At 72.7% G+C, this 26,777-nt stretch carries 26 protein-coding genes; 13 read left to right on the plus strand and 13 right to left on the minus strand.

The genetic code is table 11. From position 1 onward, the window contains the following. Window positions 1–20: 20 nt before the first annotated feature. Window positions 21–962: a LysR family transcriptional regulator gene (locus D9C15_RS14790; protein ID WP_127998496.1), complete on the minus strand. Its 942-nt coding sequence runs from the start codon at window positions 960–962 to the stop codon at window positions 21–23. Window positions 963–1,080: 118 nt separating this feature from the next. Here D9C15_RS14790 and D9C15_RS14795 point away from each other — a divergent pair, with 118 nt between their 5' ends. Then, entirely contained in the window at window positions 1,081–1,356 is a 276-nt protein-coding gene (locus D9C15_RS14795) for a hypothetical protein (RefSeq protein WP_127998498.1), read from the plus strand. Between the two features lie 39 nt (window positions 1,357–1,395). Next, on the plus strand, window positions 1,396–1,626 hold the full coding sequence (locus tag D9C15_RS14800) for a hypothetical protein (protein WP_127998500.1): 231 nt from the start codon (window positions 1,396–1,398) through the stop codon (window positions 1,624–1,626). A 69-nt stretch (window positions 1,627–1,695) separates the two neighbouring features. Here D9C15_RS14800 and D9C15_RS14805 read toward each other — a convergent pair whose 3' ends face one another. Then, window positions 1,696–3,564, minus strand: a complete 1,869-nt coding sequence (locus D9C15_RS14805) for a phosphoenolpyruvate carboxykinase (GTP) (RefSeq protein WP_127998502.1) — start codon at window positions 3,562–3,564, stop codon at window positions 1,696–1,698. Window positions 3,565–3,932: 368 nt separating this feature from the next. Here D9C15_RS14805 and D9C15_RS14810 point away from each other — a divergent pair, with 368 nt between their 5' ends. Together D9C15_RS14810 and D9C15_RS14815 are read left to right on the plus strand one after the other, a co-directional pair. Then, a complete protein-coding gene (locus D9C15_RS14810) occupies window positions 3,933–4,754 on the plus strand; it encodes a substrate-binding domain-containing protein (RefSeq protein WP_164886732.1) in 822 nt (273 codons plus the stop codon). 15 nt (window positions 4,755–4,769) lie between these two features. Next, window positions 4,770–5,351: an MOSC domain-containing protein gene (locus D9C15_RS14815; protein ID WP_127998506.1), complete on the plus strand. Its 582-nt coding sequence runs from the start codon at window positions 4,770–4,772 to the stop codon at window positions 5,349–5,351. Between the two features lie 15 nt (window positions 5,352–5,366). Here the strand turns inward: D9C15_RS14815 and D9C15_RS14820 are convergent, their stop codons facing one another. After that, window positions 5,367–6,473 carry an alkene reductase gene (locus tag D9C15_RS14820; RefSeq protein WP_127998508.1) on the minus strand — a complete coding sequence of 369 codons (1,107 nt, stop codon included), beginning with the start codon at window positions 6,471–6,473 and terminating at the stop codon, window positions 5,367–5,369. A gap of 114 nt (window positions 6,474–6,587) precedes the next feature. Here D9C15_RS14820 and D9C15_RS14825 point away from each other — a divergent pair, with 114 nt between their 5' ends. Beyond that, the gene (locus D9C15_RS14825; RefSeq protein WP_127998510.1) at window positions 6,588–7,430 is read left to right on the plus strand and encodes a 23S rRNA (adenine(2030)-N(6))-methyltransferase RlmJ; all 843 of its coding nucleotides are present in this window, start codon (window positions 6,588–6,590) and stop codon (window positions 7,428–7,430) included. Window positions 7,431–7,465: 35 nt separating this feature from the next. On the opposite strand, the gene D9C15_RS14830 is transcribed toward D9C15_RS14825, so the two are convergent. Next, the gene (locus tag D9C15_RS14830; RefSeq protein ID WP_127998512.1) at window positions 7,466–8,029 is read right to left on the minus strand and encodes an SRPBCC family protein; all 564 of its coding nucleotides are present in this window, start codon (window positions 8,027–8,029) and stop codon (window positions 7,466–7,468) included. Window positions 8,030–8,174: 145 nt separating this feature from the next. On the opposite strand from D9C15_RS14830, the gene D9C15_RS14835 reads away from it, so the two are divergent. From D9C15_RS14835 to D9C15_RS14845, 3 genes are all read left to right on the plus strand, one after another. Next, on the plus strand, window positions 8,175–9,209 hold the full coding sequence (locus D9C15_RS14835; RefSeq protein WP_127998514.1) for a hypothetical protein: 1,035 nt from the start codon (window positions 8,175–8,177) through the stop codon (window positions 9,207–9,209). A 94-nt stretch (window positions 9,210–9,303) separates the two neighbouring features. After that, entirely contained in the window at window positions 9,304–9,765 is a 462-nt protein-coding gene (locus D9C15_RS14840) for an Hsp20/alpha crystallin family protein (protein WP_127998516.1), read from the plus strand. Between the two features lie 25 nt (window positions 9,766–9,790). After that, a complete protein-coding gene (locus D9C15_RS14845; protein ID WP_127998518.1) occupies window positions 9,791–10,171 on the plus strand; it encodes an Hsp20/alpha crystallin family protein in 381 nt (126 codons plus the stop codon). A gap of 21 nt (window positions 10,172–10,192) precedes the next feature. Here the strand turns inward: D9C15_RS14845 and D9C15_RS14850 are convergent, their stop codons facing one another. Next, window positions 10,193–10,939 (minus strand): helix-turn-helix domain-containing protein, encoded by a 747-nt coding sequence (locus tag D9C15_RS14850; protein WP_127998520.1) that lies wholly within the window; start codon window positions 10,937–10,939, stop codon window positions 10,193–10,195. Between the two features lie 129 nt (window positions 10,940–11,068). Here D9C15_RS14850 and D9C15_RS14855 point away from each other — a divergent pair, with 129 nt between their 5' ends. The 3 genes from D9C15_RS14855 to D9C15_RS14865 are packed head-to-tail and all read left to right on the plus strand — an operon-like array spanning window position 11,069 to window position 14,177. After that, entirely contained in the window at window positions 11,069–11,479 is a 411-nt protein-coding gene (locus D9C15_RS14855) for a hypothetical protein (RefSeq protein ID WP_127998522.1), read from the plus strand. Beyond that, complete coding sequence (locus D9C15_RS14860; RefSeq protein WP_127998524.1) at window positions 11,476–12,246, plus strand: DUF2145 domain-containing protein; 771 nt, start codon at window positions 11,476–11,478, stop codon at window positions 12,244–12,246. The genes D9C15_RS14855 and D9C15_RS14860 overlap by 4 nt, the downstream gene beginning before the upstream one ends. Further along, a complete protein-coding gene (locus D9C15_RS14865; protein ID WP_127998526.1) occupies window positions 12,243–14,177 on the plus strand; it encodes an MFS transporter in 1,935 nt (644 codons plus the stop codon). Before D9C15_RS14860 ends, D9C15_RS14865 begins: the two co-directional genes overlap by 4 nt. Here D9C15_RS14865 and ubiM read toward each other — a convergent pair. The 8 genes from ubiM to D9C15_RS34350 all read right to left on the minus strand — a co-directional run bounded on the left by ubiM (window position 14,146) and on the right by D9C15_RS34350 (window position 23,212). Beyond that, entirely contained in the window at window positions 14,146–15,366 is a 1,221-nt protein-coding gene (gene ubiM, locus D9C15_RS14870) for a 5-demethoxyubiquinol-8 5-hydroxylase UbiM (protein WP_127998528.1), read from the minus strand. The two genes, D9C15_RS14865 and ubiM, sit on opposite strands and share 32 nt — an antisense overlap. 46 nt (window positions 15,367–15,412) lie before the next feature. Continuing rightward, complete coding sequence (gene tgt, locus D9C15_RS14875) at window positions 15,413–16,543, minus strand: tRNA guanosine(34) transglycosylase Tgt (protein ID WP_127998530.1); 1,131 nt, start codon at window positions 16,541–16,543, stop codon at window positions 15,413–15,415. A 22-nt stretch (window positions 16,544–16,565) separates the two neighbouring features. After that, window positions 16,566–18,911, minus strand: coding sequence for a response regulator (locus D9C15_RS14880; RefSeq protein ID WP_127998532.1), 2,346 nt, complete (start codon window positions 18,909–18,911; stop codon window positions 16,566–16,568). Continuing rightward, window positions 18,908–19,429 carry a YfiR family protein gene (locus D9C15_RS14885; RefSeq protein WP_127998534.1) on the minus strand — a complete coding sequence of 174 codons (522 nt, stop codon included), beginning with the start codon at window positions 19,427–19,429 and terminating at the stop codon, window positions 18,908–18,910. The genes D9C15_RS14880 and D9C15_RS14885 overlap by 4 nt, the downstream gene beginning before the upstream one ends. 1 nt (window position 19,430) lies before the next feature. Further along, window positions 19,431–21,464, minus strand: coding sequence for a TonB-dependent receptor plug domain-containing protein (locus D9C15_RS14890; RefSeq protein WP_127998536.1), 2,034 nt, complete (start codon window positions 21,462–21,464; stop codon window positions 19,431–19,433). Between the two features lie 59 nt (window positions 21,465–21,523). Further along, window positions 21,524–21,901 carry a c-type cytochrome gene (locus tag D9C15_RS14895; RefSeq protein ID WP_127998538.1) on the minus strand — a complete coding sequence of 126 codons (378 nt, stop codon included), beginning with the start codon at window positions 21,899–21,901 and terminating at the stop codon, window positions 21,524–21,526. A gap of 109 nt (window positions 21,902–22,010) precedes the next feature. After that, window positions 22,011–23,075: a tRNA preQ1(34) S-adenosylmethionine ribosyltransferase-isomerase QueA gene (gene queA / locus D9C15_RS14900; protein ID WP_127998540.1), complete on the minus strand. Its 1,065-nt coding sequence runs from the start codon at window positions 23,073–23,075 to the stop codon at window positions 22,011–22,013. Between the two features lie 5 nt (window positions 23,076–23,080). Next, complete coding sequence (locus tag D9C15_RS34350; RefSeq protein ID WP_259372604.1) at window positions 23,081–23,212, minus strand: hypothetical protein; 132 nt, start codon at window positions 23,210–23,212, stop codon at window positions 23,081–23,083. A gap of 161 nt (window positions 23,213–23,373) precedes the next feature. On the opposite strand from D9C15_RS34350, the gene recG reads away from it, so the two are divergent. Together recG and D9C15_RS14910 are read left to right on the plus strand one after the other, a co-directional pair. Continuing rightward, window positions 23,374–25,422 (plus strand): ATP-dependent DNA helicase RecG, encoded by a 2,049-nt coding sequence (gene recG / locus D9C15_RS14905; RefSeq protein ID WP_127998542.1) that lies wholly within the window; start codon window positions 23,374–23,376, stop codon window positions 25,420–25,422. Between the two features lie 113 nt (window positions 25,423–25,535). After that, window positions 25,536–26,768 (plus strand): Yip1 family protein, encoded by a 1,233-nt coding sequence (locus tag D9C15_RS14910; RefSeq protein WP_127998543.1) that lies wholly within the window; start codon window positions 25,536–25,538, stop codon window positions 26,766–26,768. Window positions 26,769–26,777: the final 9 nt, after the last annotated feature.

Consider the following 26,777-nt stretch of genomic DNA (forward strand, 5'->3'; position numbering starts at 1 on the left):
GCGGGATTTCGCGCCGCCCGTCAAGCCGCGGTCAGTCGCTCGCGGCCGATCTCGTCGAAGCGCTCGAGCAGCCAGCGGTGTGCCGCCGAACGGTCGTGGCGCACGTGCCAGAGGGCATCGACGCTGATCGAGCCGGGGTCGACCGGCAGTTCGGTGACGACGAGCCGGTCCTGCAGCCCGGTCAGCGGCAGGAAGTCCTCGGGCAACACGGTGAGCAGATCGCAGTCGCGCACCGCATGGGCGGCGGCGAAGAACTGGTTGACGGTCAGCACGATGCGCCGCGTGCGGCCCACCCGGGCCAGCGCCTGGTCGACGAAGCCATGCGCGCGGCCGCTGAAGCTGACCACCACGTGCTCGGCGGCGCAGAAACTGTCCAGGGTCAGCGGCTGGCCGGCCAGCGGGTGCTCGCGCCGCATCGCGCAGACGTAGCGGCCCTCGGCCAGGCGGCGGTGGCGCAGCGGCGCGCCGCTGCCCTGCGCGACCAGGCTGGCAACCACCTCGGGGAAGTAGCCGAGTGCGAAATCGACGTCGCCGCCGGCCAGTGCCGGGCGCGGATCGCGGTCGACCAGCGGCCGCACCTCGACCCGCGCGCGGGCGTGCAGGAACTGCAGGCGCGCCATCAGCGGCGGCAGCAGCACGATGGCGATCGCGTCGGGCAGGGTCAGGCGGAACACCCGCTCGTCCTCGGTCGGGTCGTAGTCGCCGGGCTCGAGGGCTTCGCGCAGCTGGGCCAGCGCCAGATTGATCGGCGGCCAGAGCGCTTCGCCGAAAGCCGTTGGCCTGACGCCGCGCGGTGCCCTTGTGAGCAAGTCCTCACCTACTGAATCGCGCAGGCGCTTCAGCGCATTGCTGACGGCAGGCTGCGTCATCGCCAGGCGCTCGGCGGCCCGGGTGATGTTGCCCTCCATCATGACCGCGTCATAGACACGAAGCAGGTTGAGGTCGAGCGTGCGAAAGTTCATGGCCGACTCGATAGCGGTTTGGTGAATGCCAGCTATTCACACTATTCACGACATCGCATTAGTGCTTACCCTATACTGCACTGCAGCATCGAATCAAAGGTGCTCTAGGAGAAACGCCATGACCAGCCACATCCTGCCTTCGCAGTCCTTCAAGCCGGCTCAGCCGCTGGGGTTCGGCAAGGCGCTGCGCCGTCTGGCAGACGCCACCACTCGCATGTCCGTGGCGCTGCTGAATGCGCTGCGGCGCCCCGTACACCAGAACCGTCGCCTCAGCCTCGTCGAGGAGGCGAACGAACTGCGCCAGTACGCCAACCAGTTCCTGCGCACCGATCCCGCCTTTGCGGCCGACCTGTATGCCGCCGCGGATCGCCACGAACTGGAACGCAAGGCCTGAGCAAGCGCTCACAACCGAATCGAGAAAGAGAGTCTCACCATGATGTACAGCACGACGTTCCGACAGCACAGCGTTACCAGCCGCACGCTGGAAGCCATGGCCGATGCGATCGCGCGTGGTTTCGTGCAACTGCAATCGCTGTTCAGCCTGGCGCCGGCCGCGCCGACGCCGGCCGAGGCCCGCGCCCAGCTGCTGCAGATGGCCGACGCCTACGAGTCGAGCCAGCCGAGCTACGCGGCGGATCTGCGCGCCGCCGCCAGCCGCCACTGAGCAAGCACTGACCCCGCATGACAAAGGCCGGCATCTGCCGGCCTTTTGTCTTGGGAAGCGAAACGCGCCTCAGCCGGCCGCCAGGCGCTGCTCGATGCGCGACTTGGTGGACAGCAACTCGGCCGGGAGGTGGTAGGCAAGCTGGCCGAACAGTTCGCCGTGCAGGCGCATTTCCGCCTGCCACTCCTGAGCGTCGATGCGGGTGACCTGGTCGAACTGCTCGCGGGTGAACTCGAGGCCGGTCCAGTCGAGATCCTCGAAGTTGGGCGTGACGCCGAACACATGCTCCTCGCCGCGGCCGATACCGTCCACGCGCTGCACGATCCACTTCAGCACACGCATGTTGTCGCCGTAGCCGGGCCAGACGAACTTGCCGTCCGGGCCCTTGCGGAACCAGTTGACGCAGAAGATCTTCGGCAGCGTTGCGCCGTCCGCCCGCAGCTTCGCGCCGAGGTCCAGCCAATGCTGGAAGTAGTCGCTCATGTTGTAGCCGGTGAAGGGCAGCATCGCGAACGGGTCGCGCCGCACCACGCCGGTGGCACCGGCCTGGGCCGCGGTGGTCTCGGAACCCATGGTGGCGGCCATGTAGACACCCTCGACCCAGTCGCGCGCCTCGGTGACCAGCGGCACGGTGGTCGAGCGCCGGCCGCCGAAGATGAAGGCATCGATCGGCACGCCCGACGGATCATCCCAGGCCGGGTCGAGCGCCGGGTTGTTGGTGGCCGCCACGGTGAAGCGCGCGTTCGGGTGCGCGGCCTTGGCGCCGGTCTCCTTGGCCAGCGCGGGGGTCCAGTCCTTGCCCTGCCAGTCGGTCAGGTGGGCGGGCGGGGTGTCGGTCATGCCTTCCCACCAGACGTCACCGTCGTCGGTCAGCGCGACGTTCGTGAAGATCACGTCGCGCTTGAGGCTGGCCATGCAGTTTTCGTTCGTCTTGTGGTTGGTGCCCGGCGCAACGCCGAAGTACCCCGCCTCCGGGTTGATGGCGTAGAGCCGGCCGTCGGCGTGCGGCTTGATCCAGGCGATGTCGTCGCCGATGGTGGTGATCTTCCAGCCGTTCAGACCGGCCGGCGGGATCAGCATGGCGAAGTTGGTCTTGCCGCAGGCGCTCGGGAAGGCCGCCGCCACATGGTGCTTGCGGCCCTCCGGCGAGGTGACGCCGAGGATCAGCATGTGCTCGGCCAGCCAGCCCTGGTCGCGCCCCATCGTCGAGGCGATGCGCAGCGCGAAGCACTTCTTGCCCAGCAGCGCGTTGCCGCCATAGCCCGAGCCGTAGCTCCAGATCTCCTGCGTCTCGGGGTAGTGAACGATGTACTTGGTCTTGTTGCACGGCCAGGCGACGTCCTTCTGGCCCGGCTCCAGCGGCGCGCCGACGGTGTGCACGGCCGGCACGAAGAAGCCGTCACTGCCCAGCGCATCGAGCACGGCGCGGCCCATGCGCGTCATGATCTTCATGTTGACCGCGACATACGGGCTGTCCGACAGCTCGACGCCGATGTGCGCGATCGGCGAGCCGATCGGCCCCATGCTGAACGGCACGACGTACATCGTGCGGCCGCGCATCGCCCCGCGGAACAGCGCGTTCGGCCCGGTCTGCAGCGTGGCGCGCATCTCGGCCGGGTCGACCCAGTTGTTGGTCGGGCCGGCGTCTTCCTTCCTCGCGCTGCAGATGTAGGTGCGGTCTTCGACCCGGGCGACGTCGCTCGGGTCGGACAGCGCGAGGTAGCTGTTCGGGCGCAGCTCGGGGTTGAGCTTCTTCATCGTGCCGGCGGCCACCAGCTGGGCGCAGAGCCGCTCGTACTCGGCGGGGCTGCCGTCACACCAGTACACGTCCCGGGCTTCGGTCAGCGCGGCCATCTCGGCGACCCAGGACAGCAGGCGCGCATGGCGGACGTAGGCGGGCGCGTTCAGGCGCACCCCTTCCAGCACGGGACGATTCATCGCAGATCCAATCTGACAAGTTTGGGGAATCGGGATTGGGCAAACCGGCCCTGCCGGGGGCCGGCGCGCACCGGCTTGCCCAATGCCGCGCTGTCCTGGCTGCCATCGCGCCGCCGTCGGGTTACGGCGGGTTACCCCGGGGGGCCGGATCGCGGCCCGCGTTCTCTCCTGCGAAGGCAGGTGAAGAGCATTGTGGTCTCAGTGTAATGGCCTGGTAACCACCGGAATCCCGGGGGTCATGCATATCCGGAATAGTTTGATGCGGCCCCGCATTGATGCGGCTCAGGCCGCAAGCGCCAGCGTGGCCGAAATCACGTCACCCAGCCGGCCGTGCCCGGCGTCCCGCGACCCGGCGCTACCATCGCGCCGTGCTGACCGCCCCGCTTCGCCGCCGCCACCTGCTGCTGTGCCCGGCCGCACTGGCCCTCGGGCCGGCGGGCGCGCAGCAGAAGCGTTCGATGAAGGATCCGCTGCGGGTCGGGGTCGATCCGGCGCTGCTCGAATCCGGCCTCGCCATCGCGCTGCAGAAGGCCTTTCTCGGCGACACGGGCGTCGTGTTTCGCTACGTGCCCGGCCCCTCACTGACGACGCTCGAGGCGCTCGAGCGCGGCGAACTCGACGTCGCCCTGACCAACGCTCCCGAGGCCGAGGCCAGACTGGAGAAGCAGGGCCTGGTGCACGACCGCCGCGCCGTCGCCGCCGGCGCATACGTGATCGTGGGCCCGGCGCCTACGCCCAAGAGCTTCGATCCGGCCGGCATCGCCCGCATGAGCGACGCGGCCGAGGCCCTCGCCAAGCTGCGCGAGGCCGCGCTCGGCGTGCCCGGCAGCGTGCAGTTCCTGACCCCCGGCGACGGCTCCGGCGCGCACGCGGCCGAGATGGCGCTGTGGCGCGCGGCCCGGGTGGCCCCGGCCGCGCCGTGGTACGTGCAGGCCCCGGCTGCCACGCTGCTGCAGCAGGCGCGCCAGCAGGGCGCCTACGCGCTGGTGGAGCGCGCCGTCTGGGCGCTGCAGGGCGGCAAGCCGCTGACCATCCTGGTCGAAGGCGACGCCGCATTGGCCGCCCCGGTTCACGCGATGCGCTCGTTCCGCGTCAACCACCCGGCCGGCAAGATGTTCGTGGCCTGGATCGCCGGGCCGCGCGGCCGCCAGGTGGTGGCGGCGCTGCGCCACTATCGCCCGCCCGCCTGACGCGCCGGGTTCGCGATGGGCGGCCGGCTGCTGAGCATCAACGTCGCGCGGGTGCAGATGCTCGAGATCGGCGGCCGGCCGGTGGCCAGTGCGATCGGGAAGCGGCCGGTCGACGGCCCGGTGGCGGTGCGTCCGCTCGGGCTCGACGGTGACGAACAGGCCGACCCCTCCGTGCACGGCGGCCTCGCCAAGGCGGTCTACGCCTACCCGCACGAGCACTACCCGTTCTGGCAGACGGTGCGGGCCCAGGCCCGCGTCGCCGGCTGGGATGAACCACCGTCCTTCGGCCTGCTCGGCGAGAACCTGACGATCGAGGGGCTGCTCGAGCCGCAGACCTGGGTGGGCGACGTGCTGCGCTTTGCGGACTGCGAGCTGGCGGTCAGCGAGCCGCGTTTCCCCTGCTTCAAGTTCGGCGCGGCGATGGGCTTCGCGCAGGCCGTCAAGCTGATGCAGGCCAACGCCTGGTGCGGCTTCTACCTGGCGGTGCGCACGCCGGGCACGCTGCGCGCGGGCGAGGCCTTCGAGGTCGTGCCCGGTCCGCGCGAGGTGGGCATCACGGAGCTGTTCCGTGCCCGCGCGGCCGGGCGCCCGGCCTGAGCGCGGCAGCGCCGCTCAGGCCGGCACGGTGTCGGGCAGCGCCGGGTAGTCGGTGTAGCCGGCCGCGTCGCCGCCGTACAGGGTCTCGCGCCTCAGCGCGTTCCACGGTGCGTTCTCGCGCAGGCGGCGCACCAGGTCCGGGTTGGCGATGAAGGGTCGACCGAAGGCGACCAGGTCGGCCTCGCCGCGCTCGACCACCGCGCGCGCCATCGCGGCGTCGTAGCCGTTGTTGACCATCCAGGCGCCGGCCGGGTGGGCGCGCTTGTAGACCGCGCGCAGCGCCGCGTAGTCGAACGGCGCGACGTTGCGGTCACCGCCGGTCGCTCCTTCGATCAGGTGCAGGTAGGCCAGCTTCAGCGGCGCGAGCCGCTCGACCACATGACCGTAAAGCGCCTGAGGGTCGCTGTCCTGCCCGGCATCGTTGGCCGGCGTGACGGGCGACAGGCGCAGCCCGGTGCGCGCCGCGCCGATCTCCTCGCACACCGCCTGCACCGCCTCGACCATCAGGCGCGCACGGTTGGCGATCGGGCCGCCGTAGGCGTCGCTGCGGTCGTTGACGCTGTCGCGCAGGAACTGCTCGAGCAGGTAGCCGTTCGCGCCGTGCACCTCCACGCCGTCGAAGCCGGCGGCCATCGCCTGGCGCGCTGCATGGCGGTAGTCGGCCACGATGCGCGGCAGCTCGTCGCTGCGCAGCGCGCGTGGCGCAGACACCGGCTCGAAGCCCTTCTTCGTGAAGGTCTTGGTGGCCGCGGCACGCGCGGTCGAGGACACCGGGCTCTGCCCGCCCGGCTGCAGCGAGACATGCGAGATGCGCCCGACATGCCAGAGCTGGATCACGATGCGCCCGCCGGCCGCGTGCACGGCCTCGGTGACGCGCCGCCAGCCAGCCACCTGCGCGTCGTTGTGGATGCCGGGGGTGTCGAGGTAGCCCTGGCCCTCGGGCGAGATCTGCGACGCCTCGGTGACGATCAGCCCGGCGCTGGCGCGCTGGCGGTAGTACTCCACCTGCAGCGGCCCGGGCAGCTGGCCCGGCAGCGCGCGGTTGCGCGTCAGCGGCGCCATCACGACACGGTTGGCCAGCGCGATGTCGCCGGCGCGGAAGGGGGTGAACAGCGGATGCATGGGGTACCGGGGAGGACGTCGAGGCGAGCACTCTAGCGGCCGGCGCCAAGGCCTGCGGTGCGGGCGGTCAAGGGTTCGGCGCGATACTGCGACCCTTTGCCGCCGGCCGACCCGATGCTTGCCTACCGCCACGCCTTCCACGCCGGCAACCATGCCGACGTGCTCAAGCACCTGGTGCTGGTCCAGGTGCTGCGCTACATGGCGCTGAAGGACAAGCCCTACCGCTTCGTCGACACCCACGCCGGCGCCGGCGGCTATTCGCTGGAGGGCCGCTACGCGCAGAAGAAGGGCGAGTACGCGCAGGGCATCGGGCGCCTGTGGGCGCGCAGCGACCTGCCGCCGGCGCTGGAAGACCTGGTCGCGCTGGTGCGCCAGTTCAACCCGGACGGCCGGCTCGGCCAGTACCCCGGCTCGCCGGCACTGGCGCACCTGCTGCGCCGGCCGGGCGACCAGCTGCGCCTGTTCGAGCTGCACGCGACCGATCACCGCATCCTCAACGCCTACCTCGGGCAGCAGAAGGGCGTCGAGGTGCGCCATGCGGACGGCTTCGACGGGCTGAAGGGCCAGCTGCCGCCCTCCTCGCGCCGCGGCGTGGTGCTGCTGGACCCGAGCTACGAGACCAACGGCGACTACCCGCGTGTGATCGCCACGCTGCGCGACGCGCTGCAGCGTTTTGCCGAGGGCGTGTACCTGGTGTGGTACCCGCAGGTGAGCAAGGTCGAGGCGGCGGAGCTGCCGCGCCGGCTCGAGGCGCTGGCCGGCAAGCGCTGGCTGCATGCCCGCCTGACGGTCGCGCGGCCCGACGCGAAGGGCTTCGGCCTGGCCGGCAGCGGCATGTTCGTGATCAACCCGCCGCACACGCTGCACGACACGCTCGCGCCCTGCCTGCCGTACCTGGCCGAGCAGCTCGGCCAGGTCGCCGGCGCCAGTTACCGGCTCGAACACAAAACGGCCTGAGCGGCCGCCCAGCGGCGCAAAACGTCAGTGCCGCGTCACTTCGGCGTGGCGGCCGAGGCGGGCGGCGGGCGCAACCGGGCGAGCCACTCGGTCCAGTCCATCGGCCCCTGCTCGAAGCGCTTGCGCAGGTTGCCGAGCACCGTGCCCCAGGCCCGCTCGAAGTAGGTGTAGGTGAGGTCCCACTCACCACCCTCACCCCAGCCGCTGTGATTGAGCGTGACCTGGGTGGACTCGGGCGCCAGCGCCTTCAGGCGCACGACGACGAAAGTGCGCTGCTGGCGCACCTGCGCCAGGTGCGGCGGCGCGTTCCAGTCGAAGCTCAGCATGGAGGGCGGCTGCAGCGCCATGTAGCGCATGTCGTCGGCGCCCTTCATGCCCGGCTCGCCGTAGGGGTTGAAGTGGATGTGGAAGGCGCCGCCGACCCGCGCGTCGATCTCGGCCGCCGGGGCCATGAACGAGACGATGCCCTCGCGGGTGGTCCAGGCCTTCCACACCGCCTCGATCGGCGCGGCCACCACCACCTGCTTGGCAATGGCCCGCTCCTGTGCGGCCAGCGCCGAAGCAAGCGCCCACAGAACGATTCCCAGCACGATGCGCATCCCGGCCTCCTGCTCGACGTACGGCGCGAAAGCCTAGGGCAGCCGGTCAGGCCGCGCCACCCCGCGATGCGCAACACCCGCTTACGAAGATCCGACCAGTCCTGTCAGTTTCGACCGGGGCATGGATCTTGATGCTGTCGCCAGCATGAAATCGCTGCCCCGTCTCGTCGCTGCGCTGGCCCTGGGCCTGACGACCGTGCTGGGCAGCGGCTGCACGACCACCCTGGTCGTGATGCACGTCTACGACAAGGTCACCGAGGGCGACCCGACCTCCTGCTTCAAGCTCAACAGTGTCGAGCGTGCACTGCAGCAACGCTGCGGCGCGTTCGTGGCCGGCAGCCTGAAGGCCGAGGACGTGCGCGCCAGCGGCCTGCCGGTCTGCCCGCTGACCGTGGCGACCCGCGAGCCGGCCTTCTGGCCGGTGCTGCCCGAGCTGATCGCCAAGGGCGCCGTGCCCGAGGCCTGCGCCACGCCGCCCTGGGTGGCCCTGGCCCAGGCGCATCCCTGCCCGGACTTCGCTCGTGCCACGCCGGCCGAGCTGCAGGCGCTGCGCTGGGTCGCCCAGGCCGACGCGCGGGCGCTGCACCACGACGTGGTTCGGGCGCTGAGCTGCCCGGCCGCACGCGCCGCCGGCCTCGACCGGGTGCTCGACGACTGGGTCGCACACGACCAGCTGCCGCCCGGCGTGCTGGCCTTCGGCGCACTGGGCGCGCTGCACCCGAGCCACCTGTACTCGCCGCTGGCGCGCACGCTCGAGGCGCGCGGCCACACCGCCGGCGCCGCCCTGGGCGCCTACGAGGGCCAGCTGCCCGGCGGCTTCGAGGAGGCCCTGCGAAGCGGCGACTTCGCCGCGCTCGACTGGTGGCTGCAGCGCGTGCCCAGCCTGGCCAACCGCGCGCCGCCGAGCGGCGGCAACCAGCTGCCCTGGGTGCCGCTGGCGCGCGTGCTGACACCGTCCTTCATGCCCGATCCGGCGTTGCAGCGCGAGACCGTCGCCTGGCTGCTGGCACATGGCGCCGACCCCGACCGCGCCCTGCCGCACGACCGCTCGCAGACCGTGCGCACGCTGGCCGCACGGCTGAACAGCCCGCTGCTGGCCGAATTGCGCGCGCCGGGGGCCTCGCCGGCGGCAATCGCCGCGGCCGCCGGCCCGGCCGCGGGCACGCTGCGGCGGCGCTGAGACCGCACGGCCCACCCCTCTTGAAGGCTGCGGCGGCGGCCCTACTTTCCCGAACGCGCGGCCCGGCCGCGCCTGCGAGAAAGGAGCGACCGCCATGTACCCGTCCCTGTGGAACCTGCCCGGCGACCTGTTCGCCGAGGTCGAATCGCTGCAGCGCCAGATGGACCGCCTGCTCGGCGCGCGCAGCCCCACCTCCAGCATCCGCGCCGTCGAACGCGGCAGCTTCCCGCCGGTCAACATCGGCAACACCCCCGAGGCGATCGAGATCTACGCCTTCGCCCCGGGCATCGACCCGGCCAAGGTCGAGCTGTCGGTCGAGAAGGGCCTGCTGACGATCGCCGGCGAGCGCCGCCTGCCGGCCCCCGAGCCCGGCGCCAAGCTGAACGTCTATGCGCGCGAGCGCCCGGAAGGCAGCTTCCGCCGCGTGATCGCATTGCCCGACGAGGCCGACCCCGACCGGGTCGACGCCAGCTACCGCGACGGCGTGCTGCGCGTGCGCGTGGCCAAGCGCGAGGCTTCGCGCCCGCGCCGCATCGAAGTGCGCGACGCCGCCTGACCCACTCACCGCCAGGAGACACGTCATGAGCACCCAGGACATCAGCTCGCGCGAGCCGACTGCGGCCGCCGAGATCCCGGCGCTGACGCCGCCGGTGAACATCGTCGAGGACGAGAGCGGCATCACGCTGACTGCCGACCTGCCCGGTGCGGCGCGCGACGCGCTGTCGGTTCGCGTGGACGGCGACACGCTGACGCTGGAGGCGCCGATCCGCCTCGGCGAACCGGCCGCGCTCGAGCCGCTGTACATGGAGCGCCGCGCCGGCCGCTACCTGCGCAGCTTCACGCTCAGCCGCGAGCTCGACAGCAGCAACATCGACGCCAGCCTGCGCGACGGCGTGCTGACGCTGCGCCTGCCCAAGCTCGAGCGCGCCCGGCCGCGGCGCATCGAGATCCGGGCGGAGTGACCCGGGCCGGCCGGGAACACCCTAGGGCCAGCCCGGCTCGCGCTTGAGGTCGCGGAACGCCGCGAACAGCCAGGAGCGCAGCCCCACCATCAGCGTGAAGGGCCGCTTCTGGCTGGCCGGCAGCTTCTGGTCGGCCAGGTGCTGCTGGGCGAAGTCCTGCCCGACGCGCTGCAGCCGCTCGACGAAGGTGTCGGCCAGGCTGCGGCCGATCTGGCCGTGCACCAGCATCAGCATCTCGCCCTCGCCGTCGAAGCCGCCGCTGAAGTAGTCGGGCGCCACGTGCTCGCGGAAGTAGCGCATCACCGGCCCGTCGGGCCGCCAGCGGAAACCCTTGGCCAGCTTGAGCCGGTAGCGGTTCAGCGGGCGCAGCTCGATCACGTCGAGCTTGTCCAGCACCAGCAGGTACTTCACGCACTCGGCCTCGGTCAGCGTGTAGGTCGCGACGATCTGCTCGTAGGTCCAGTGGCTGAGCGCGCAGATCGCCACCAGCAGCAGCTTGCGGTCGGCGATCACCGCGGCCTCCTGCTCGTGCGTCAGCTCGGTGCGCAGCGGGCGGGTGTCGGCCACGATGCGCGCCAGGTCGGCGAAGTCCATCTTCAGCACGCGCAGCACCTCGTCCACGCGCGACAGCGGCATGTCGCCGCGCGCGAAGATGCGCTTGATGCTCGATTCGGCCATGCCGAGCTGCTCGGCCAGCTGGGCGTAGGTGATGCCGGCGGCTTTCAGCTCGGCCTTCAGGGCGGTGACCAGGTCCTGGGTGGTGCTCATGCGGGAGGTGGCGGGGGCGGTACCGCGATGAGATACCGCCGGCGGCACCCGCTGCAACCCTCGCGGGAGGGGGTGGATACCGCATCCGCCACACCGGAACATGGGGGCCTGTCCACTTCGTCACGCCCCATGACCCTGACTCCGAACCGCCGCCTGCGCGGCCTGCTCGCCGGCCTCGTGCTGACCCTGAGCCTGAACGCCGCCCGCGCGGCCGATGCCTCCGAGGCCAGCGAGGCCTCGGTGCTGCCGGTGGCCCTGTCCGCCACGGCCACCTCGCTGCTGGTGGCCGGCGCCACCGAGCTGACCGTCGTCGGCGTGCAGGCCTCGGCCGACGGCACGACCTGGCTGCTCGAGCGCGCCGCCGACGGCTCGCGCGCCAGCGTGCGCCTCGCCGGCCAGGCCTCGGTGGCCACCGGCAGCACGCTGGTGGTGACAGCGGTCGCCGCCGGCTGGCTGCTGTCTCAGGCCGGCCGCGTGCTGGCCCTGGTGCCGAACGACCGCGGCCTGGCGCTGCTGGCGCACCAGCGGGTGCGCCCGTGAGGCGCGCCGCGATCGCGCTGCTGCTGGCCGCCGCGCTGGGCCATGCGCAGGCCGGGCGCTCCTGCGAGGCGCAGCCGCCGACGGTCGAGTCCGTGCAGCGCGGCCTGGCGCTGGCCGAGCGCACGGCACGCTCGCTCGAGGCCAGCGGTGCGCAGGTGGTGCTGCTGGCGCGTGCCGGCCAGGACCTGCGGCGCCACGGCCTGGCCTGGTCGCACCTCGGCTTCGCCTACCGCGACGGCGCGCACTGGCGCGTGGTGCACAAGCTCAACGAGTGCGGCAGCGCGCAGGCGGCGCTGTACCGCCAGGGCCTGGGCGAGTTCTTCCTCGACGACCCGTTCGAGTACCGCGCCGGCTGGGTGGTGCCCGAGCCTGCGCTGCAGGCCAAGCTGCTGCCGCTGCTGCTCGACGACGGCCGCGTGGCCCGCCTGCACCAGGGTGACTACAGCATGGTGGCCTACCCCTGGGCGCAGCGCTACCAGCAGTCCAACCAGTGGGCGCTGGAGACCCTCGCGCTGGCCGCCGAGCCCGGTGCGACCGACCGCACGCGTGCCCAGGCCTGGCTGCGCCTGCAGGGCTACGAGCCGAGCACGCTGCACCTCGGGCCGCTGACCCGCCTGGGCGCCCGCGTGGCGCGTGCCAACGTGACCTTCGACGACCATCCGAACGAGAAGCGCTTCGCGGACCGCATCGAGACCGTCACCGTCGACTCCGTGTTCGCGTGGTTGAATCGCAGCGGTCTCGGCAGCCCGGCCCAGGTGATCCAGTGAGCCAACCGCATCCCAACCAGTTCGCGCTGCTGGCGCAGCGCCGCTTCGCGCCGTTCTTCTGGACCCAGTTCCTCGGCGCCGGCAACGACAACCTGTTCAAGTTCGCCTTCACGGTGCTGGTCACCTACGGCACCGGCGCGGCCGGCGGGCTCGAGCCGGCGCTGGTGGTGCAGCTGATCGCGGCGCTCTTCATCCTGCCCTTCCTGCTGTTCTCGGCCACCAGCGGGCAGCTGGCCGACAAGTTCGACAAGGCGCGCCTGATCCGGCTCGTGAAGACGCTCGAGATCGTGATCATGGTCATCGCGCTGTACGGCTTCACGCAGCGCCACGTGCCGTCGCTGCTCGCCTGCACCTTCCTGCTCGGCCTGCACTCGACGCTGTTCGGCCCGGTCAAGTACGCCTACCTGCCGCAGCACCTGGCCGAGCGCGAGCTGACCGGCGGCAACGGCATGGTCGAGATGGGCACCTTCGTCGCGATCCTGCTGGGCAACGTGGCCGGCGGGCTGCTGATCGCGCTGCCGGGCACCGGGCCCACGGTGGTGGCCTGGAGCTGCCTGGGCGTGGCCGTGCTCGGGCGCGTGGCGGCGCAGTTCGTGCCGAGCGCGCCGGCCACCGACCCCACGCTCGCGATCAACTGGAACCCGTTCACCGAGACCTGGCGCAACCTGCGGCTCGCGCACGGCCAGCTCGTCGTGTTCCGCTCGCTGCTGGGCATCTCGTGGATGTGGTTCTTCGGCGCGGTGTTCCTGACCCAGTTCCCGGCCTTCGCGAAGGACGTGCTGGGCGGCAACGAGCAGGTCGCCTCGCTGCTGCTGGTGGTGTTCTCGGTGGGCATCGCGATCGGCTCGCTGCTGTGCGAGACGCTCTCGCGCCGGCATGTCGAGATCGGCCTGGTGCCGCTGGGCGCCCTCGGCATGAGCGTGTTCGCGATCGACCTGTACTTCGCCTCGCGCGGGCTCGCCCACGGGGGTGCGGCGCTCTCGCTGGCGCAGTTCGCCGGCGTCGGCGCGCACTGGCGCGTGCTGGCCGACCTGCTGCTGCTCGCGCTGTTCGCCGGGCTCTACAGCGTGCCGATGTACGCGCTGATCCAGCTGCGCGCGCCGGCCAGCCACCGCTCGCGCATCATCGCGGCCAACAACATCCTCAACGCGCTGTTCATGATCGCCAGCGCCGGCATGGCGGCGCTGCTGCTGAAGGCCGGCGTCACGGTGCCGCAGCTGTTCCTGATCACCGGGCTGCTGAACGTGCTCGTCGCGGGCTACATCTTCCTGCTCGTGCCTGAGTACCTGCTGCGCTTCGTCGCCTGGGTGGCCACGCACCTCGTGTACCGCTTCCGCGTGCGCGGCGACGAGCACATTCCCGCCGAGGGTGCGGCGATCCTGGTGTGCAACCACGTCAGCTTCGTCGACGCGGTGCTGCTGATGGCGGCCAGCCCGCGGCCGATCGCCTTCATCATGGACCACCGCATCTTCCGCATCCCGGTGCTGGGGGCGCTGTTCCGGCTCGCCAAGGCGATCCCGATCGCGCCGCAGAAGGAGGACCCGGCCACCTACGCACGCGCCTTCGAGCGCGCCCGCGCGGTGCTCGATGCGGGTGACCTGCTGTGCATCTTCCCCGAAGGGGCGATCACGCGCGACGGCAGCCTCGGCGAGTTCAAGGGCGGCGTGATGAAGCTGCTCGAGGCCAACCCGGTGCCGGTGGTGCCGCTGGCGCTACAGAACCTGTGGGGCTCGTTCTTCTCGCGCATCGAGGGCGACGCGATGAGCAAGCCGTTCCGGCGCGGCCTGTTCAGCCCGGTCGGCCTGGTGGCCGACACCCCGGTGCCGGCGGCGCAGGTCAGCCCGACGCTGCTGCGCGAGCGGGTCGCGGCGCTGCTGGCGGCGCCGCGCGACGAGGTTCTCAGGCCGACAGCGCCCGGCCTCGGTCCGTGAGCCGCCGGGTGATCGCGCTCTTCAGCGGGTTCAGGCGGTCCGCGACGCGGATCACCGCGCTGCGCAGCAGCTTCGCCGGCGCGCGGTCGTCGGTGAACAGGCCGACGACGGCGTTGGTGCCGAGGTAGATCGGCAGCGTCTCGCGCCGGTGGCGCGTCTCGTACGGCAGCAGCGTCTCGAGCCGGCCGAGGTCGCGCCCGGCACGCCGGGCCTGCACCAGCTGCTGCGCCAGCGCTTCCACGCCGTAGAGCGCGAAGTTGTAGCCATGCGCGGTGACCGGGTGCATGCCCACCGCCGCATCGCCGACCAGCGCGAAGCGCGGCGCGACGAAGCGCTGCGCATACACCGCCACCAGCGGATAGAGGTGGCGCGTGCCCTGCAGCGTCATCGCGCCGAGCCGCCCGCCCAGACGCGCCTGCACCCAGGCGACGAACTCGGCCTCCGGCCAGGCCATCATCGCCGCGGCGCGGTCGGCCGGCACGGTGACGACGATCGAGCTGCAGCCGCCGTTCATCGGCAGCACCGCCAGCGTGTGGCCCTCGTGGAAGCACTCCTGCGCCACGCCCTCGTTCGACCGCTCGTGCGCCATGCGGCAGACGATCACGCTGCGCCCGAAGTCGCGCATGGCCGCGCCGATGCCGGCCTGGCGGCGCGCGGCCGAGAAGCGGCTGTCGGCCGCCACCAGCAGCGGTGCGCGCCAGCAGCGCTCGCCGCCGTCGGCGCTGCGGGTGTGCACGCTGGCCGCGTCGGTCTCGAGTTGCAGCGCGGTGACCCGGGTCGCGGGCTGCAGCGCGATGCCCTCGTGCCAGCGCGCCGCGGCCCAACTGGCACGCCGGATCACGTGGTTGGCGACGAGGTGCCCGAGCTCGGACTCGCCCGAGCCGGCCGGGTCGAAGCGCAGCGGTGCCGGGTCGGCCGCGTTGTAGACCGCCGCGCGCACCAGCGGCGCCACCTCCCCGGGCGGGAACGCGTCCCACAGGCCGAGGCGGCGCAGGATGGCCTGGCCGCGGTGCGTCAGCGCGATGTCGCGCCCGTCGGGCGCCGGGTCGGCCAGCGCGGCCTCGTCCTGGCCGTCGAACACGACGCTGCGCAGGCCGGCATCTGCCAGCGCGAGCGCCAGGGCCAGCCCGCTCGGGCCGGCGCCGATCACGAGCACGTCGGCGTCGTGGGGAGCGGGGGAGTTGTCCATGGCGCGGCATCTTGGCCGCGCCGCCGCGGACGCACGCTGACCGGCGTCAACCGATGCCGCGTGCCCGGTCGGCCGCGAAGCGCTGCGCGAACGCCGCGAAGTTGCCGGCATCCAACTCCTCGCGCACCTCGCGCATCAGGTTCACGTAGTAGTGCAGGTTGTGGATGCTGGCCAGCATCGGACCGAGCATCTCGCCGCAGCGGTCCAGGTGGTGCAGGTAGGCGCGGCTGAAGTTCGCGCAGGTGTGGCAGGTGCAGCTCTCGTCCACCGGCAGCGGGTCGCTGCGGTAGCGTGCGTTGCGCAGGCGCAGGTCGCCGAAGCGGGTGAACAGGTGGCCGTTGCGCGCATTGCGGGTCGGCATCACGCAGTCGAACATGTCCACGCCGCAGGCCACGCCCTCGACCAGGTCCTCCGGCGTGCCCACGCCCATCAGGTAACGCGGCTTGGCGGCCGGCAGGCGATGCGGGGTGTGCGCGACGATGCGCCGCATGTCCTCCTTGGGCTCGCCCACGCTCACGCCGCCGATCGCGTAGCCGGGCAGGTCGAGCTCGACCAGCGCCGCCAGCGACTCCTCGCGCAGGTGCTCGAACATGCCGCCCTGCACGATGCCGAAGAGGGCGTTCGGGTTCTCCAGCCGCGCGAACTCGGCCTTCGATCGCCCCGCCCAGCGCAGGCTGAGCGCCATCGAGGCACGCGCCTCCTTCTCGGTGGTGACATGCCCGGCGGTCTCGTAGGGCGTGCACTCGTCGAACTGCATCACGATGTCGCTGTTCAGCACATGCTGGATCTGCATGCTGACCTCGGGTGTCAGGAACAGCTTGTCGCCATTGACCGGCGAGGCGAACTTCACGCCCTCCTCGCTGATCTTGCGCATCTCGCCGAGCGACCAGACCTGGAAGCCGCCGCTGTCCGTCAGGATCGGCCGGCTCCAGCCCTCGAAGCGGTGCAGCCCGCCGAACGATCGCAGCACCTCCAGCCCCGGGCGCAGCCACAGGTGGAAGGTGTTGCCGAGGATGATCTGCGCGCCCATCGCCTCGAGCGAGGCGGGCAGCACGCCCTTGACGGTGCCGTAGGTCCCCACCGGCATGAAGACCGGCGTCTCGACGACGCCGTGGGTCAGCGTCAGCCGCCCGCGGCGGGCCAGCCCTTCGGTGCGCAGCAGTTCGAACGTGAGCATGCGGCGATTGTCGCCGCGGCGCTCAGGGCAGCACGTGCAGCTCGCCGAAAAGCGAGGGCGGCGCCTCGGGCGCTCGGCGCGCATGCACGGTCCAGCGCGCCACGCTGGCCTCCAGGCTGGCGGCCAGCACCGGCTTGGTCAGGAAGTCGTTCATGCCCGCGGCCAGGCAGGCGGCGCGGTCCTCGACGAAGGCGTTGGCCGTGAGCGCGACGATCGGCACGGTCTTGCCGTGCCGGCCGGCCGCGCCGGCACGCAGGCGCCGGGTCACCTCCAGGCCGTCCATGTCGGGCATCTGCCAGTCCATCAGCACCAGGTCGTAGTCCTCGGCGGCCAGCAGGGCGAGGGCCTGGGCCCCGTCGTCGGCCGTGCTGGCCTGGAAGCCCGCGTGGCGCAGCATGGCGCAGACGATCGCCTGGTTGACCCGGTCGTCCTCGACCACCAGCACGTGCGGCGCATGCGCCGCGCCGGCGTCGGCGGCCCCGGCCGGCCCGGCCGGGGAGCGCACGGACGCCGCCGCGCCCAGGCGGCTGACCAGCGCCGAGCGCAGCACCGGCTTGACGATGCTGCGCGCGACGCCGAAGCGCTCGCGCAGCGCCTGCACCTCGGGCGATTCCCCGCCCGACAGGCCGATCACGCGCTGCGCGTCCAGCCGCGCAGCCGCCGCGGCCAGCAGGTCGCCGGCCCGCGCGTCGTCCAGCGCCACCAGCAACCAGGGCGCGCTCGCGGGATGCTCGGCGAGCGCCCGTTCGAGATCGTCCGGCGTGCGGCAGCGCTGCGCGCTGCAGCCCAGGCGCACCAGCTGGGCCTCCAGGGCGGCGGCACCGGCCTCGTGCGGCTCGCAGTACAGCACCGCCTGGCGCAGGGGCCCGGGCGGGGTCGGCAGCACGCGGGCGTCCGGCAGCTCGAGCTCGATGCCGAAGGTCGAGCCCGCGCCGAGCCGGCTGCGCACGCCGATGCGGCCGCCCATCGCCTCGACCAGCTGGCGCGAGATCGCCAGCCCCAGCCCGCTGCCGCCGAAGCGCCGGTTCGCACCGTCGTCGGCCTGGCGGAAGGGCTTGAAGACCTGCTCCAGCGAGCCCTCTCCGATGCCGATGCCGGTGTCGCTGACCACGATGCGCAGCGCGCCGGGCCGTGGGCCGGCCTCCACGCGCAGCACCACCTCGCCGCGCAGCGTGAACTTGACGGCGTTGCCTAGCAGGTTGAGCAGCACCTGGCGCAGGCGCAGCGGGTCGCCGTGGCGCCACAGCTGCAGCGCCGGGTCGACGATCACCGCCATCTGCAGCCCCTTCAGGCGCGCCGGCACCGCCGCGGTGGCCACCGCGGCCTCGGCGCAGTCGAGCAGGTTGAAGTCCTCCGGCGCGAGCTCGAGCGCACCGGTCTCGATGCGCGCCAGGTCGAGCACGTTCTCGATCAGGCCGAGCAGGTTCAGCCCGCTCTGGCGGATCACCTCCACCAGGTGCGCCTGGCCGGGCGGTTGCGCCTCCTGGCCCTGCATCAGCTGGGCCGCGCCGATCACCGCGTTCAGCGGCGTGCGCAGCTCGTGGCTCATGTTGGCGAGGAAGCGTGTCTTGGCCACCGAGGCGGCCTCGGCACGTTCCTTCTCGTGACGCAGCGCCTCGGTGCGCTCGGCCACGCGGCGCTCGAGCGCACGGTTGGCGTCGAGCAGGGCGCGGTCGCGCTTGGCGATCTCGTCGAGCATGCGGTTGAAGGCGTCGACCGCGGCGCCGACCTCCAGGCCGCCGCCGCGCGCCAGCGGCCGCGCACGCGCCGGGTCGGCCGCCATCTGCCCGGCCACCCGCGCCAGCTGCGCCACCGGGCGCGTGATGGCCCCGGCCAGCCGGCGCGCCACCAGCACCGTCGCGGCAAAGCCGAGCAGGCTGGCCGCGCCCATCGCGCCGACCGCCAGCAGCAGCGTCGCCCACAGGCGCGACAGCTCGTTGGTGATGGTCACGCGGCCGATCATCACGCCGTCGAGCAGCACGTCCTGGCTGGCCGTCAGGCGTCCGCTGGCCAGGCCGCCGGGCCGGTCGGGCGCCGGCGGCTCGCCGCTGCCGTAGCGGCCGACCACGCGGCCGCGCGCATCGTGCACCCAGGCACCCACGATCTCCGGCCGGGCACGCAGCATCGCCAGCGTGTCGGCCACGCCCTTGGCGTCGTCGAAGGCGAGCGAGGCCTGCAGCGCGTAGGCCAGCGTGAGCACCACCTCGTGCGAATCCTCGCGCGCGCGCTCCTGCTGCAGCCACCAGCCGGTGCAGGCCACCGCGACCATGCCGAGCGCCGCGGTCAGCCCGGCGCACAGCGCCACCAGCCAGGTGAGGCGCCGCTGCAGCGACAGCGTGGCCACGCGGCGTTGCAGCGCGGCCCTCATTCGCGCACCTGCCGTGCCAGCTTCAGCACCTGGCCCGACAGGCCGAGGTGGGCGGCGCGCAGCGCCTTGAGGTTGACGTCGAAGCGCAGCGCGTCGTTGACGTTGACCAGCTCGACCATGCCGCCGCGCGACAGGAAGCCGTCGAGCGCGCCGATGGTCAGCATCGGCGCCTCGCCCGCGGCGACGGCGTAGGAGCGTGCGGCGCTGCCGTCGACGAACAGCAGGTCGCAGGCGGTGGGCGCCCCCGGGCCCAGCAGGTGGACGGCCAGCGGCCGCCCGGCCACCGGCACGCCGCGCTGGCCGGCGAAGGCCGCCGCCACCGCCGGGCTGTCCTGCAGCACGCACAGGCGCAGCGGCGCGCTCTCGGAGGCGAAGGTGCCGGCCGGCCACTGGACGAAGCGGGCCAGCGTGACGGCGAACTTCGCCTTGGCCTCGGCCTCGCTGGCCGGTGCCTGGGCCTGCGCGGCGAACACGACGGCGGCCAGCGCGAGCAGCAGGTGGCGCGGCCGCGAGCCCATCTCAGAAGGTCCAGCCGAACTGCAGCCGCACGCTGCGCCCGTCCTGCGCCAGCGTGTCGTCGCGGTGCTCCGGGCCGGCCGGATCGGCGTAGTGCGTGTCCGCCAGGTTGTACAGGCCCAGTGCGACGGACCCGGGTTGCCCGGGCGGTGCCAGCGTGGCCTGCACGTTCAGGCGCAGGTAGGGCTCGAGCCGCGCGCCGGTCAGCGTGCGGCGCTCGCCGACGCGCAGCAGGTTCAGCCCGAACGTGCTGCCGGGCCAGGGGCCGGCCAGCGTGGCCATCAGCTTGGCGAGCGAGCGCGGCGCGTCGCTCAGCTCGGCGCCGGTGGTCAGGTCGCGCGTGTGCTGGCGAGCCCAGCTGCCGCGCAGGCGCAGCGCGCGGTCGACCTGCCAGGTGGCCTCCAGCTCCACGCCGCGCGCGCGGGCGCTGCCGGTGTTCGCGTAGCCCTGCTGGCCGCCGGGCAGGTCGACGAAGTTGATCGAGTCCCTCAGGTCGAGCCGGTACCAGGTCAGGCTGGCGTCCAGGGCGGCGGACGGGCGCCACAGCGCCGTCAGCTCGCTCGAGCGCAGCGCTTCGGCCCGCAACGTGGTGCCGAGCGCCTGGCCGCTGTCCTGGTAGCCGGTCTCCGAGGCGTTCGGCTCGCGGAAGGCGCTGCCGCGCTGCAGCTTGAGCGTCCACGCCGGCGCGGCCGACCAGAGCGCGGCGATCCGCGGCGAGGCGGTCGTGCGGCCATCGACCTGGCGGTCGGCGCGGGTGCCGAGGTTGAGGCGCCAGCGCGGCGCGAGCTGCCACTCGTCGTTGACGAACAGCGCGTAGCGCACCGAGCGCATCGTGATGTCGGTGTAGACCTGCGGCGCCGGTTCGAGATCGGCCGCGTGCAGGCGCTGCCGCGTGTTGTGCTGGAACTCCAGTCCGAGCAGCAGGCGGTGCCCGCGCCAGCCGCTCCAGACGTGGCGCAGCTCGCCGGCGATCCAGCGCGCGTCGGCATGGGTGACACCGGGCACCGGGGCCTCCGCGGGCGCGTACAGGCCGAAGCCGCGGTAGGCATAGACCCCGAGGCCGAGCCGCGCATGGACCTCCTGCGCATCGTTCAGCCGCTGCGCATAGGACAGATCGGCGAGGCCGTAGCGGTCCAGCGAGTCGCTGCGCTCGTTGAACAGCACGCCGTAGGCGCCGGTCGGGTCGTCCTTGAGCCGCTCGGACAGCACCGCCGTCAGGCTCCAGCCGCCCCAGCGCGCCTTGGCGAACAGCTTGTCGTGGCGCTCGCCGTCGCGGCCGATCGCCCAGCCGTGGTGGCTCGACGGGTCGTCGTAGCCGGGGAAGTACAGGCTGGCGTGGCCCCGGGCGCGCTCGGCCGCGATGCCGAGCAGCACCCGGGTCGGCCCGAGGTCGCCGCCCCAGGTGGCGCCGAACTTGCGCCGCGCGAGCGATCCCAGCTCGAACGTGGCGGCCGCGCCGGGCAGTTGCGAGGGCCCGCGCGTGACGATGTTGACCACGCCCAGCACCGCGTTCGTGCCGTACAGCGCCGAGCCGGGGCCGGGAATGAACTCGACCCGGTCGATCAGCCCGACGTCGAGCGGGAACTCGCGCCCGGCGGTGGCCGAGTCGTAGATCGCCTCGTTGACCCGCGCGCCGTCGATCAGCAGCAGCAGGCGCGACGAGTAGTCGCCCGGCCGCTCCACGCCGCGCACGCCGACGTAGGTGTAGGCGCGGTCCTGGCGCAGGTGCACTCCGGGCAGGCTCTCCAGCACCTCGGCCAGCGTGCGGTAGCCCTGGGCGCGGATCTCGCCGCCGGTGCGCACGTAGACCAGGCTGGGCGCCTCGGCGGCATCCTGGTCGACCTTGGCCGGCGCCGCCAGCCGCGACGAGCCCGCCACCGGCTGCGCCAGCACCGCGGCCAGTTCGTCGGCCGCCGGGTCCACCTCGGCCGCCGGCGCGGCCGGCGGCAGCAGCGCCGCCACCGACCCGGCCAGCACGGCACGGCGCGCCGCTGCGAGGAACGGGCGCACGAGGCCGGGCAGCGACACGGGCAGCATGCCGCGAGGCTACCGGCCGGGCCCCGCGGCCAAGCCCGGATAAGCGCCGCCGCGCCCGGCTACTTCTTGGCGGGGCCGAGCGCGAGGATCCAGCCGACCAGCTGCTTCGCGTCGGCCTCCTTGATCGCCACCGCATTGGGCGGCATGGCCAGGCCGCTGGCCTTGCCCTTCCAGTGGCTGTCGTAGGGGTTCGAACCGGTCATCACGATGTGGGTCAGCTGGTCCGCGGCGCCCTTCGTGCCGCGGTACTTGAGCGACACCTCGCGCCAGGACGGGCCCACCGGCGGCAGGCCGTCCGGCCCCTTGCCGCCGGGTTCGACCTGGTGGCAGGTCAGGCAGCCGCTGGTGGCGGCGAGCTTGAGCATCGCGTCGTCGTTGCCGGCGGCCATCGAGGCCACCGGCAGCGCGGCGAGCAGGGTGATCAATGCAGTCTTCATGGCAGCTCCTCGAGGGGTGGTTTCGAGGCCATGCTAGGAAGCGGGGTCGACCCACCGTTGACGGCCGTCAACCGCCATCGGCAAATTGCCAGCCTGGAGCAGCGCTGTGTCAGCCCGGAGCGGCGAGCGTGTCGTCGCGCGACAGCAGCATCGCGTCGCCGTAGCTGAAGAAGCGGTAGCGCTCGCGCACGGCATGCGCGTAGAGCGCACGCATGCGCGCGTGGCCGGCGAAGGCGCTGACCAGCATCAGCAGCGTGCTGCGGGGCAGGTGGAAGTTGGTGACCAGCCGATCGACGACACGGAAGCGGAAGCCCGGCGTGATGAAGATGTCGGTCTCGCGGCTGCCGGGTGCGAGCGTGCCGGACAGCGCAGCCGACTCGAGCGCACGCAGCGTCGTCGTGCCCACGGCCACGATGCGCCCCCCCGCGGCGCGCGTGCGTTCGATCGCCTCGACCGTGGCCGTGCCCACCTCGTACCACTCGCTGTGCATGCGGTGTTCGGCGATGGTCTCGCTGCGCACCGGCTGGAAGGTGCCGGCGCCGACATGCAGCGTGACGTTCGCGCGGCCGATGCCGCGCCCGGCCAGTGCCGCCAGCAAGGCTGCGTCGAAGTGCAGGGCCGCGGTCGGCGCAGCCACCGCGCCGGGCCGGGCGGCGAACACGGTCTGGTAGCGGCGCTCGTCCTCGGCGTCGTCGGCATGCGTGATGTAGGGCGGCAGCGGCACGTGGCCGTGGCGCTCGAGCAGCACGAACGGGTCCTCGGGCAGGCGCAGGCGGAACAGCGAATCCTCCGGGCCGCCGCGGCCGAGCACCTCGGCCTCGAACGCGTCGGCGAAGCGCAGCAGCGCGCCGGCCCGGGGCGACTTGCTGGCGCGCAGGTGGGCCAGCACCTCGCGGCCGGGCAGCACCCGCTCGACCAGCGCCTCCACCGCCCCGCCGCTGGCCTTGCGGCCGAGCAGGCGCGCCTTGATCACGCGCGTGTCGTTGAAGACCAGCAGGTCGCCGGGCTCGAGCAGGGCGGGCAGCTCCCTGAACACACGGTCGACTGGGGCCTCGGCGCGGCCGTCGAGCAGGCGCGAGGCGCTGCGCTCGGCGGCCGGGTGCTGGGCGATCAGCTCGGGGGGAAGCTCGAAATCGAAGTCCGCGAGCGTCCAGGCCCGGGCGGCGTGGGTCACGCCGGTCAGCGCTGGGCGCCGGGCAGCGCCGGCGCCTGCTGGGCCCGCACGTCCGACTTGTCCCAGGCCAGCGCGGCGAGCACGCTGAAGGCGATCACGGCGGCGAGGACGATGGCGACACGGGTGACGAAGCGCATGGCGGCGGCAGCAACGCAGGGAACGGGCGCGATTGTGGCGCCATCCGAAGCGCTTTCCCCGCGCCGGATGCAACCGGATGCGAATAGTCCGCCGGTTGCGTGCGGCGCGCCACGAAGCGCGGCAAGGCATCACGCCCGGGCCCGCGGCGAGAATCGCCCGCATGCCCGACGCCAGCGCCAAGACACCGAGCAAGTCCGGCCCGCAGAAGGCGCTGGAAAAGCTCGGCCTGGTGCGCGACATCGACCTCGCGCTGCACCTGCCGCTGCGCTACGAGGACGAGACGCGGCTGGTGCCGATGGCCACGCTGCGCGAGGGCACGACGGCGCAGGTGGAGGGCGTGGTCAGCGACAGCCGGGTGCTGCTGCGCCCGCGCCGCCAGCTCGTGGTGACCGTTGCCGACGGGCGCGACACCCTGGTGCTGCGCTTCCTGAACTTCTACCCGGCCCAGCAGAAGGCCTGGGCCCCGGGTGTGCGGCTGCGTGTGCGCGGCGAGGTGCGCGGCGGCTTCCTCGGCCAGGAGATGGTGCACCCGGCGGTGCGCGTGGTGCAGGAGGGCGAGCCGCTGCCCAGCGCGCTGACGCCGGTCTACCCGGCCAGCGCGCAGCTGCCGCAGGCCTACCTGCGCAAGGCGGTGGCCTCCGGCCTGGCGCGCGCCGACCTGGCGGAGCTGCTGCCGCCCGGCCTGGCGCCGGCCGGGCTGATGCCGCTGCGCGAGGCGCTGCAGTTCCTGCACCACCCGGCGCGCGAGGTCGGCGTCGAGACGCTCGAGGACCGCAGCCACCCGGCCTGGCAGCGCCTGAAGTTCGACGAGCTGCTCGCCCAGCAGCTCTCGCAGCTGCAGGCGCGCCGGGCGCGCGAGGCGCAGCGCGCGCCGTCCTTCCCGGTGCGGCCCGGCGGCCTGCAGGAGCGGCTGCTGGCCGCACTGCCGTTCGCGCTGACCGCGGCGCAGCGCCGCGTGGCCGAGGAGATCGCGGCCGACCTGACCCGGCCCCAGCCCATGCAGCGCCTGCTGCAGGGCGACGTCGGCTCGGGCAAGACGGTGGTGGCGGCGCTGGCCGCTGCCGTGGCGATCGAGGCCGGCTGGCAGTGCGCACTGATGGCGCCCACCGAGATCCTGGCCGAGCAGCACCTGCGCAAGCTGGTCGGCTGGCTCGAGCCCTTGGGCGTCCGCGTCGCCTGGCTGACCGGCAGCCGCCAGGGCCGGCAGCGGCGCGCCATGCTCGAGCAGGTCGCCTCGGGCGAGGCGGCGCTGGTGGTCGGCACCCATGCCGTGATCCAGGACCAGGTGGCGTTCCGGCGCCTGGGCCTGGCGATCATCGACGAGCAGCACCGCTTCGGCGTGCAGCAGCGCCTGGCGCTGCGGTCCAAGCTCGAGGACGGCCCGCTCGAACCGCACACGCTGATGATGAGCGCGACGCCGATCCCGCGCACGCTGGCGATGACGCTGTTCGCCGACCTGGACATCAGCACCATCGACGAGCTGCCGCCCGGCCGCACGCCGGTGGTGACCAAGCTGTTCGCCGACAGCCGGCGCGACGCGGTGGTCGCGCGCATCCGCGACGAGGTGGCTGCCGGCCGCCAGGTCTACTGGGTCTGCCCGCTGATCGAGGAGAGCGAGAAGCTCGACCTGCAGAACGCCACCGCGACGCACCAGCAGCTCTGCGCCGCATTGCCCGAGCGCATGGTCGGGCTGCTGCACGGCCGCATGCCGGCGGCCGAGAAGGCGGCCGTGATGTCGCTGTTCTCCGGCGGCCAGATGGCGGTGCTGGTCTCGACCACGGTGATCGAGGTCGGCGTGGACGTGCCCAACGCCTCGCTGATGGTGGTCGAGCATGCCGAGCGCTTCGGGCTGAGCCAGCTGCACCAGCTGCGCGGCCGGGTCGGGCGCGGCGCGCAGGCGAGCGTGTGCGTGCTGCTGTACGGCACGCCGCTGTCGGACACCGCCAAGGCGCGCCTGAAGGCCATGCTCGAGACGACCGACGGCTTCGAGATCGCCCGCCGCGACCTGGACATCCGCGGCCCGGGCGAGTTCCTCGGCGCGCGCCAGTCGGGCGCGCCCTTGCTGCGCTTCGCCGACCTGGCGCTGGACGAACCGCTGGTGCGCACCGCCCGGCGGGCCGCCGAACGCCTGCTGGTGCAGGACCCCGACGCCGCCGAGCGCCACGTGGCCCGCTGGCTGGGCCAGCGCTCGGAGTACTTGAAGGCGTGAAACCCGGGGGGTGCCCGTCAGCGCGCACCAAGCTAGGATGCGCGGCCGCTGCGCAGGCGCTCACGAGGCAGGTGGCGGCGCCCCCCCTTCACACCGAAACGAGGGCCACGCCCATGAACCTGATCCAGCGTGCGCAGGACATCCTGCTCAAACCCAAGGACACCTGGCCGGCGATCGCTGCCGAGCCCGCCACGGTCTCCTCGATCTACCAGCAGTGGCTGCTGATCGTCGCCGCCATCCCGCCGGTGGCCGCCTTCATCGGCCTGTCCATCATCGGCGTCGGCGGCTTCGGCTTCGGCTTCCGGGTGCCGCTGTTCGCCGGGATCGGCCACATGGTGCTGAGCTACGCGCTGTCGCTGGGCATGGTGTACGTGCTGGCGCTGATCGTCGACGCGCTGGCGCCGAGCTTCGGCGGCACCAAGAACCCGATCGCGGCGCTCAAGCTGGTCGCCTACGGCAGCACGGCCGGCTTCGTCGGCGGCGTGTTCAGCCTGCTGCCGATGCTCTCGGTGCTGGGCCTGCTGGCCTCGCTGTACTCGATCTACCTGATCTACCTCGGCCTGCCGGTGCTGATGCGCAACCCGCCGGAGAAGTCGGTCGCCTACACGGCGGTGGTGGTGGTGATCGGCTTCGTGGCGATGCTGGTGATCTCGGCGCTGACCGCGACGGCGCTGCCGGGGCGGCACATGGGCTTCGGCGGCTGGGGCGCCCAGCCCGACGTGGCGCTCAAGGTGCCCGGCGGCGAGGTGCGCATCGACGGCAGCAAGATGGAGGAGATGGCGCGTCGCATGGAGGAGGCCGGCAAGCGCATGGAGCAGGCGCAAAAGCGCGGCGACAGCGACGCCGCCGGCAAGGCGCTGGGCGAGATGATGGGCGCGGTCGGCGGCACCGGCGGCCAGCCGATCCCGGCCGCCGAGCTGAAGGCGCTGCTGCCCGAAACGCTCGGCGGGCTGGCGCGCGAGAGCTTCGAGGCGCAGAACAACGCGGCCATGGGCCTGGCCAGCTCGTCGGCGCGCGGGCGCTATGCCGGCGGCGACCGGCGCGTCGAGCTCAGCATCACCGACATGGGCAGCCTGGCCGGCCTGGCCGGGGTGGCCGGCTGGGCCAACATGACGGTGGACCGCGAGACCGACGGCCAGGTCGAGAAGGTCTACAAGCAGGGCACGCGCACGGTGCGCGAGCAGTACCGCAAGGACGGCTCGCACGGCGAGGTGACGGTGATCCTGCCCAACGGCGTGATCGTCGAGGCGCGCGGCAACGGGGTCGACCCGGCCTCGCTGAAGAAGTTCGTCGACGGCCTGGACCTGGCCCGTCTCGAGACCCTGCAGCGTCCGGCGAAGTCCTAGGAGCCTGCG

The organism is Piscinibacter defluvii (genome assembly GCF_004011805.1).
GTDB classification, from domain to species: domain Bacteria; phylum Pseudomonadota; class Gammaproteobacteria; order Burkholderiales; family Burkholderiaceae_C; genus Piscinibacter; species Piscinibacter defluvii.

What these genes read in the sequence shown, in the direction of transcription:
- D9C15_RS14790 (WP_127998496.1), bottom strand. Translation starts at nt 962, where the DNA reads ATGAACTTTCGCACGCTCGACCTCAACCTGCTTCGTGTCTATGACGCG.
- D9C15_RS14795 (WP_127998498.1), top strand. Translation starts at nt 1,081, where the DNA reads ATGACCAGCCACATCCTGCCTTCGCAGTCCTTCAAGCCGGCTCAGCCG.
- D9C15_RS14800 (WP_127998500.1), top strand. Translation starts at nt 1,396, where the DNA reads ATGATGTACAGCACGACGTTCCGACAGCACAGCGTTACCAGCCGCACG.
- D9C15_RS14805 (WP_127998502.1), bottom strand. Translation starts at nt 3,564, where the DNA reads ATGAATCGTCCCGTGCTGGAAGGGGTGCGCCTGAACGCGCCCGCCTAC.
- D9C15_RS14815 (WP_127998506.1), top strand. Translation starts at nt 4,770, where the DNA reads ATGGGCGGCCGGCTGCTGAGCATCAACGTCGCGCGGGTGCAGATGCTC.
- D9C15_RS14820 (WP_127998508.1), bottom strand. Translation starts at nt 6,473, where the DNA reads ATGCATCCGCTGTTCACCCCCTTCCGCGCCGGCGACATCGCGCTGGCC.
- D9C15_RS14825 (WP_127998510.1), top strand. Translation starts at nt 6,588, where the DNA reads ATGCTTGCCTACCGCCACGCCTTCCACGCCGGCAACCATGCCGACGTG.
- D9C15_RS14830 (WP_127998512.1), bottom strand. Translation starts at nt 8,029, where the DNA reads ATGCGCATCGTGCTGGGAATCGTTCTGTGGGCGCTTGCTTCGGCGCTG.
- D9C15_RS14835 (WP_127998514.1), top strand. Translation starts at nt 8,175, where the DNA reads ATGAAATCGCTGCCCCGTCTCGTCGCTGCGCTGGCCCTGGGCCTGACG.
- D9C15_RS14840 (WP_127998516.1), top strand. Translation starts at nt 9,304, where the DNA reads ATGTACCCGTCCCTGTGGAACCTGCCCGGCGACCTGTTCGCCGAGGTC.
- D9C15_RS14845 (WP_127998518.1), top strand. Translation starts at nt 9,791, where the DNA reads ATGAGCACCCAGGACATCAGCTCGCGCGAGCCGACTGCGGCCGCCGAG.
- D9C15_RS14850 (WP_127998520.1), bottom strand. Translation starts at nt 10,939, where the DNA reads ATGAGCACCACCCAGGACCTGGTCACCGCCCTGAAGGCCGAGCTGAAA.
- D9C15_RS14855 (WP_127998522.1), top strand. Translation starts at nt 11,069, where the DNA reads ATGACCCTGACTCCGAACCGCCGCCTGCGCGGCCTGCTCGCCGGCCTC.
- ubiM (WP_127998528.1), bottom strand. Translation starts at nt 15,366, where the DNA reads ATGGACAACTCCCCCGCTCCCCACGACGCCGACGTGCTCGTGATCGGC.
- tgt (WP_127998530.1), bottom strand. Translation starts at nt 16,543, where the DNA reads ATGCTCACGTTCGAACTGCTGCGCACCGAAGGGCTGGCCCGCCGCGGG.
- D9C15_RS14880 (WP_127998532.1), bottom strand. Translation starts at nt 18,911, where the DNA reads ATGAGGGCCGCGCTGCAACGCCGCGTGGCCACGCTGTCGCTGCAGCGG.
- D9C15_RS14885 (WP_127998534.1), bottom strand. Translation starts at nt 19,429, where the DNA reads ATGGGCTCGCGGCCGCGCCACCTGCTGCTCGCGCTGGCCGCCGTCGTG.
- D9C15_RS14890 (WP_127998536.1), bottom strand. Translation starts at nt 21,464, where the DNA reads ATGCTGCCCGTGTCGCTGCCCGGCCTCGTGCGCCCGTTCCTCGCAGCG.
- D9C15_RS14895 (WP_127998538.1), bottom strand. Translation starts at nt 21,901, where the DNA reads ATGAAGACTGCATTGATCACCCTGCTCGCCGCGCTGCCGGTGGCCTCG.
- D9C15_RS34350 (WP_259372604.1), bottom strand. Translation starts at nt 23,212, where the DNA reads ATGCGCTTCGTCACCCGTGTCGCCATCGTCCTCGCCGCCGTGATCGCC.
- recG (WP_127998542.1), top strand. Translation starts at nt 23,374, where the DNA reads ATGCCCGACGCCAGCGCCAAGACACCGAGCAAGTCCGGCCCGCAGAAG.
- D9C15_RS14910 (WP_127998543.1), top strand. Translation starts at nt 25,536, where the DNA reads ATGAACCTGATCCAGCGTGCGCAGGACATCCTGCTCAAACCCAAGGAC.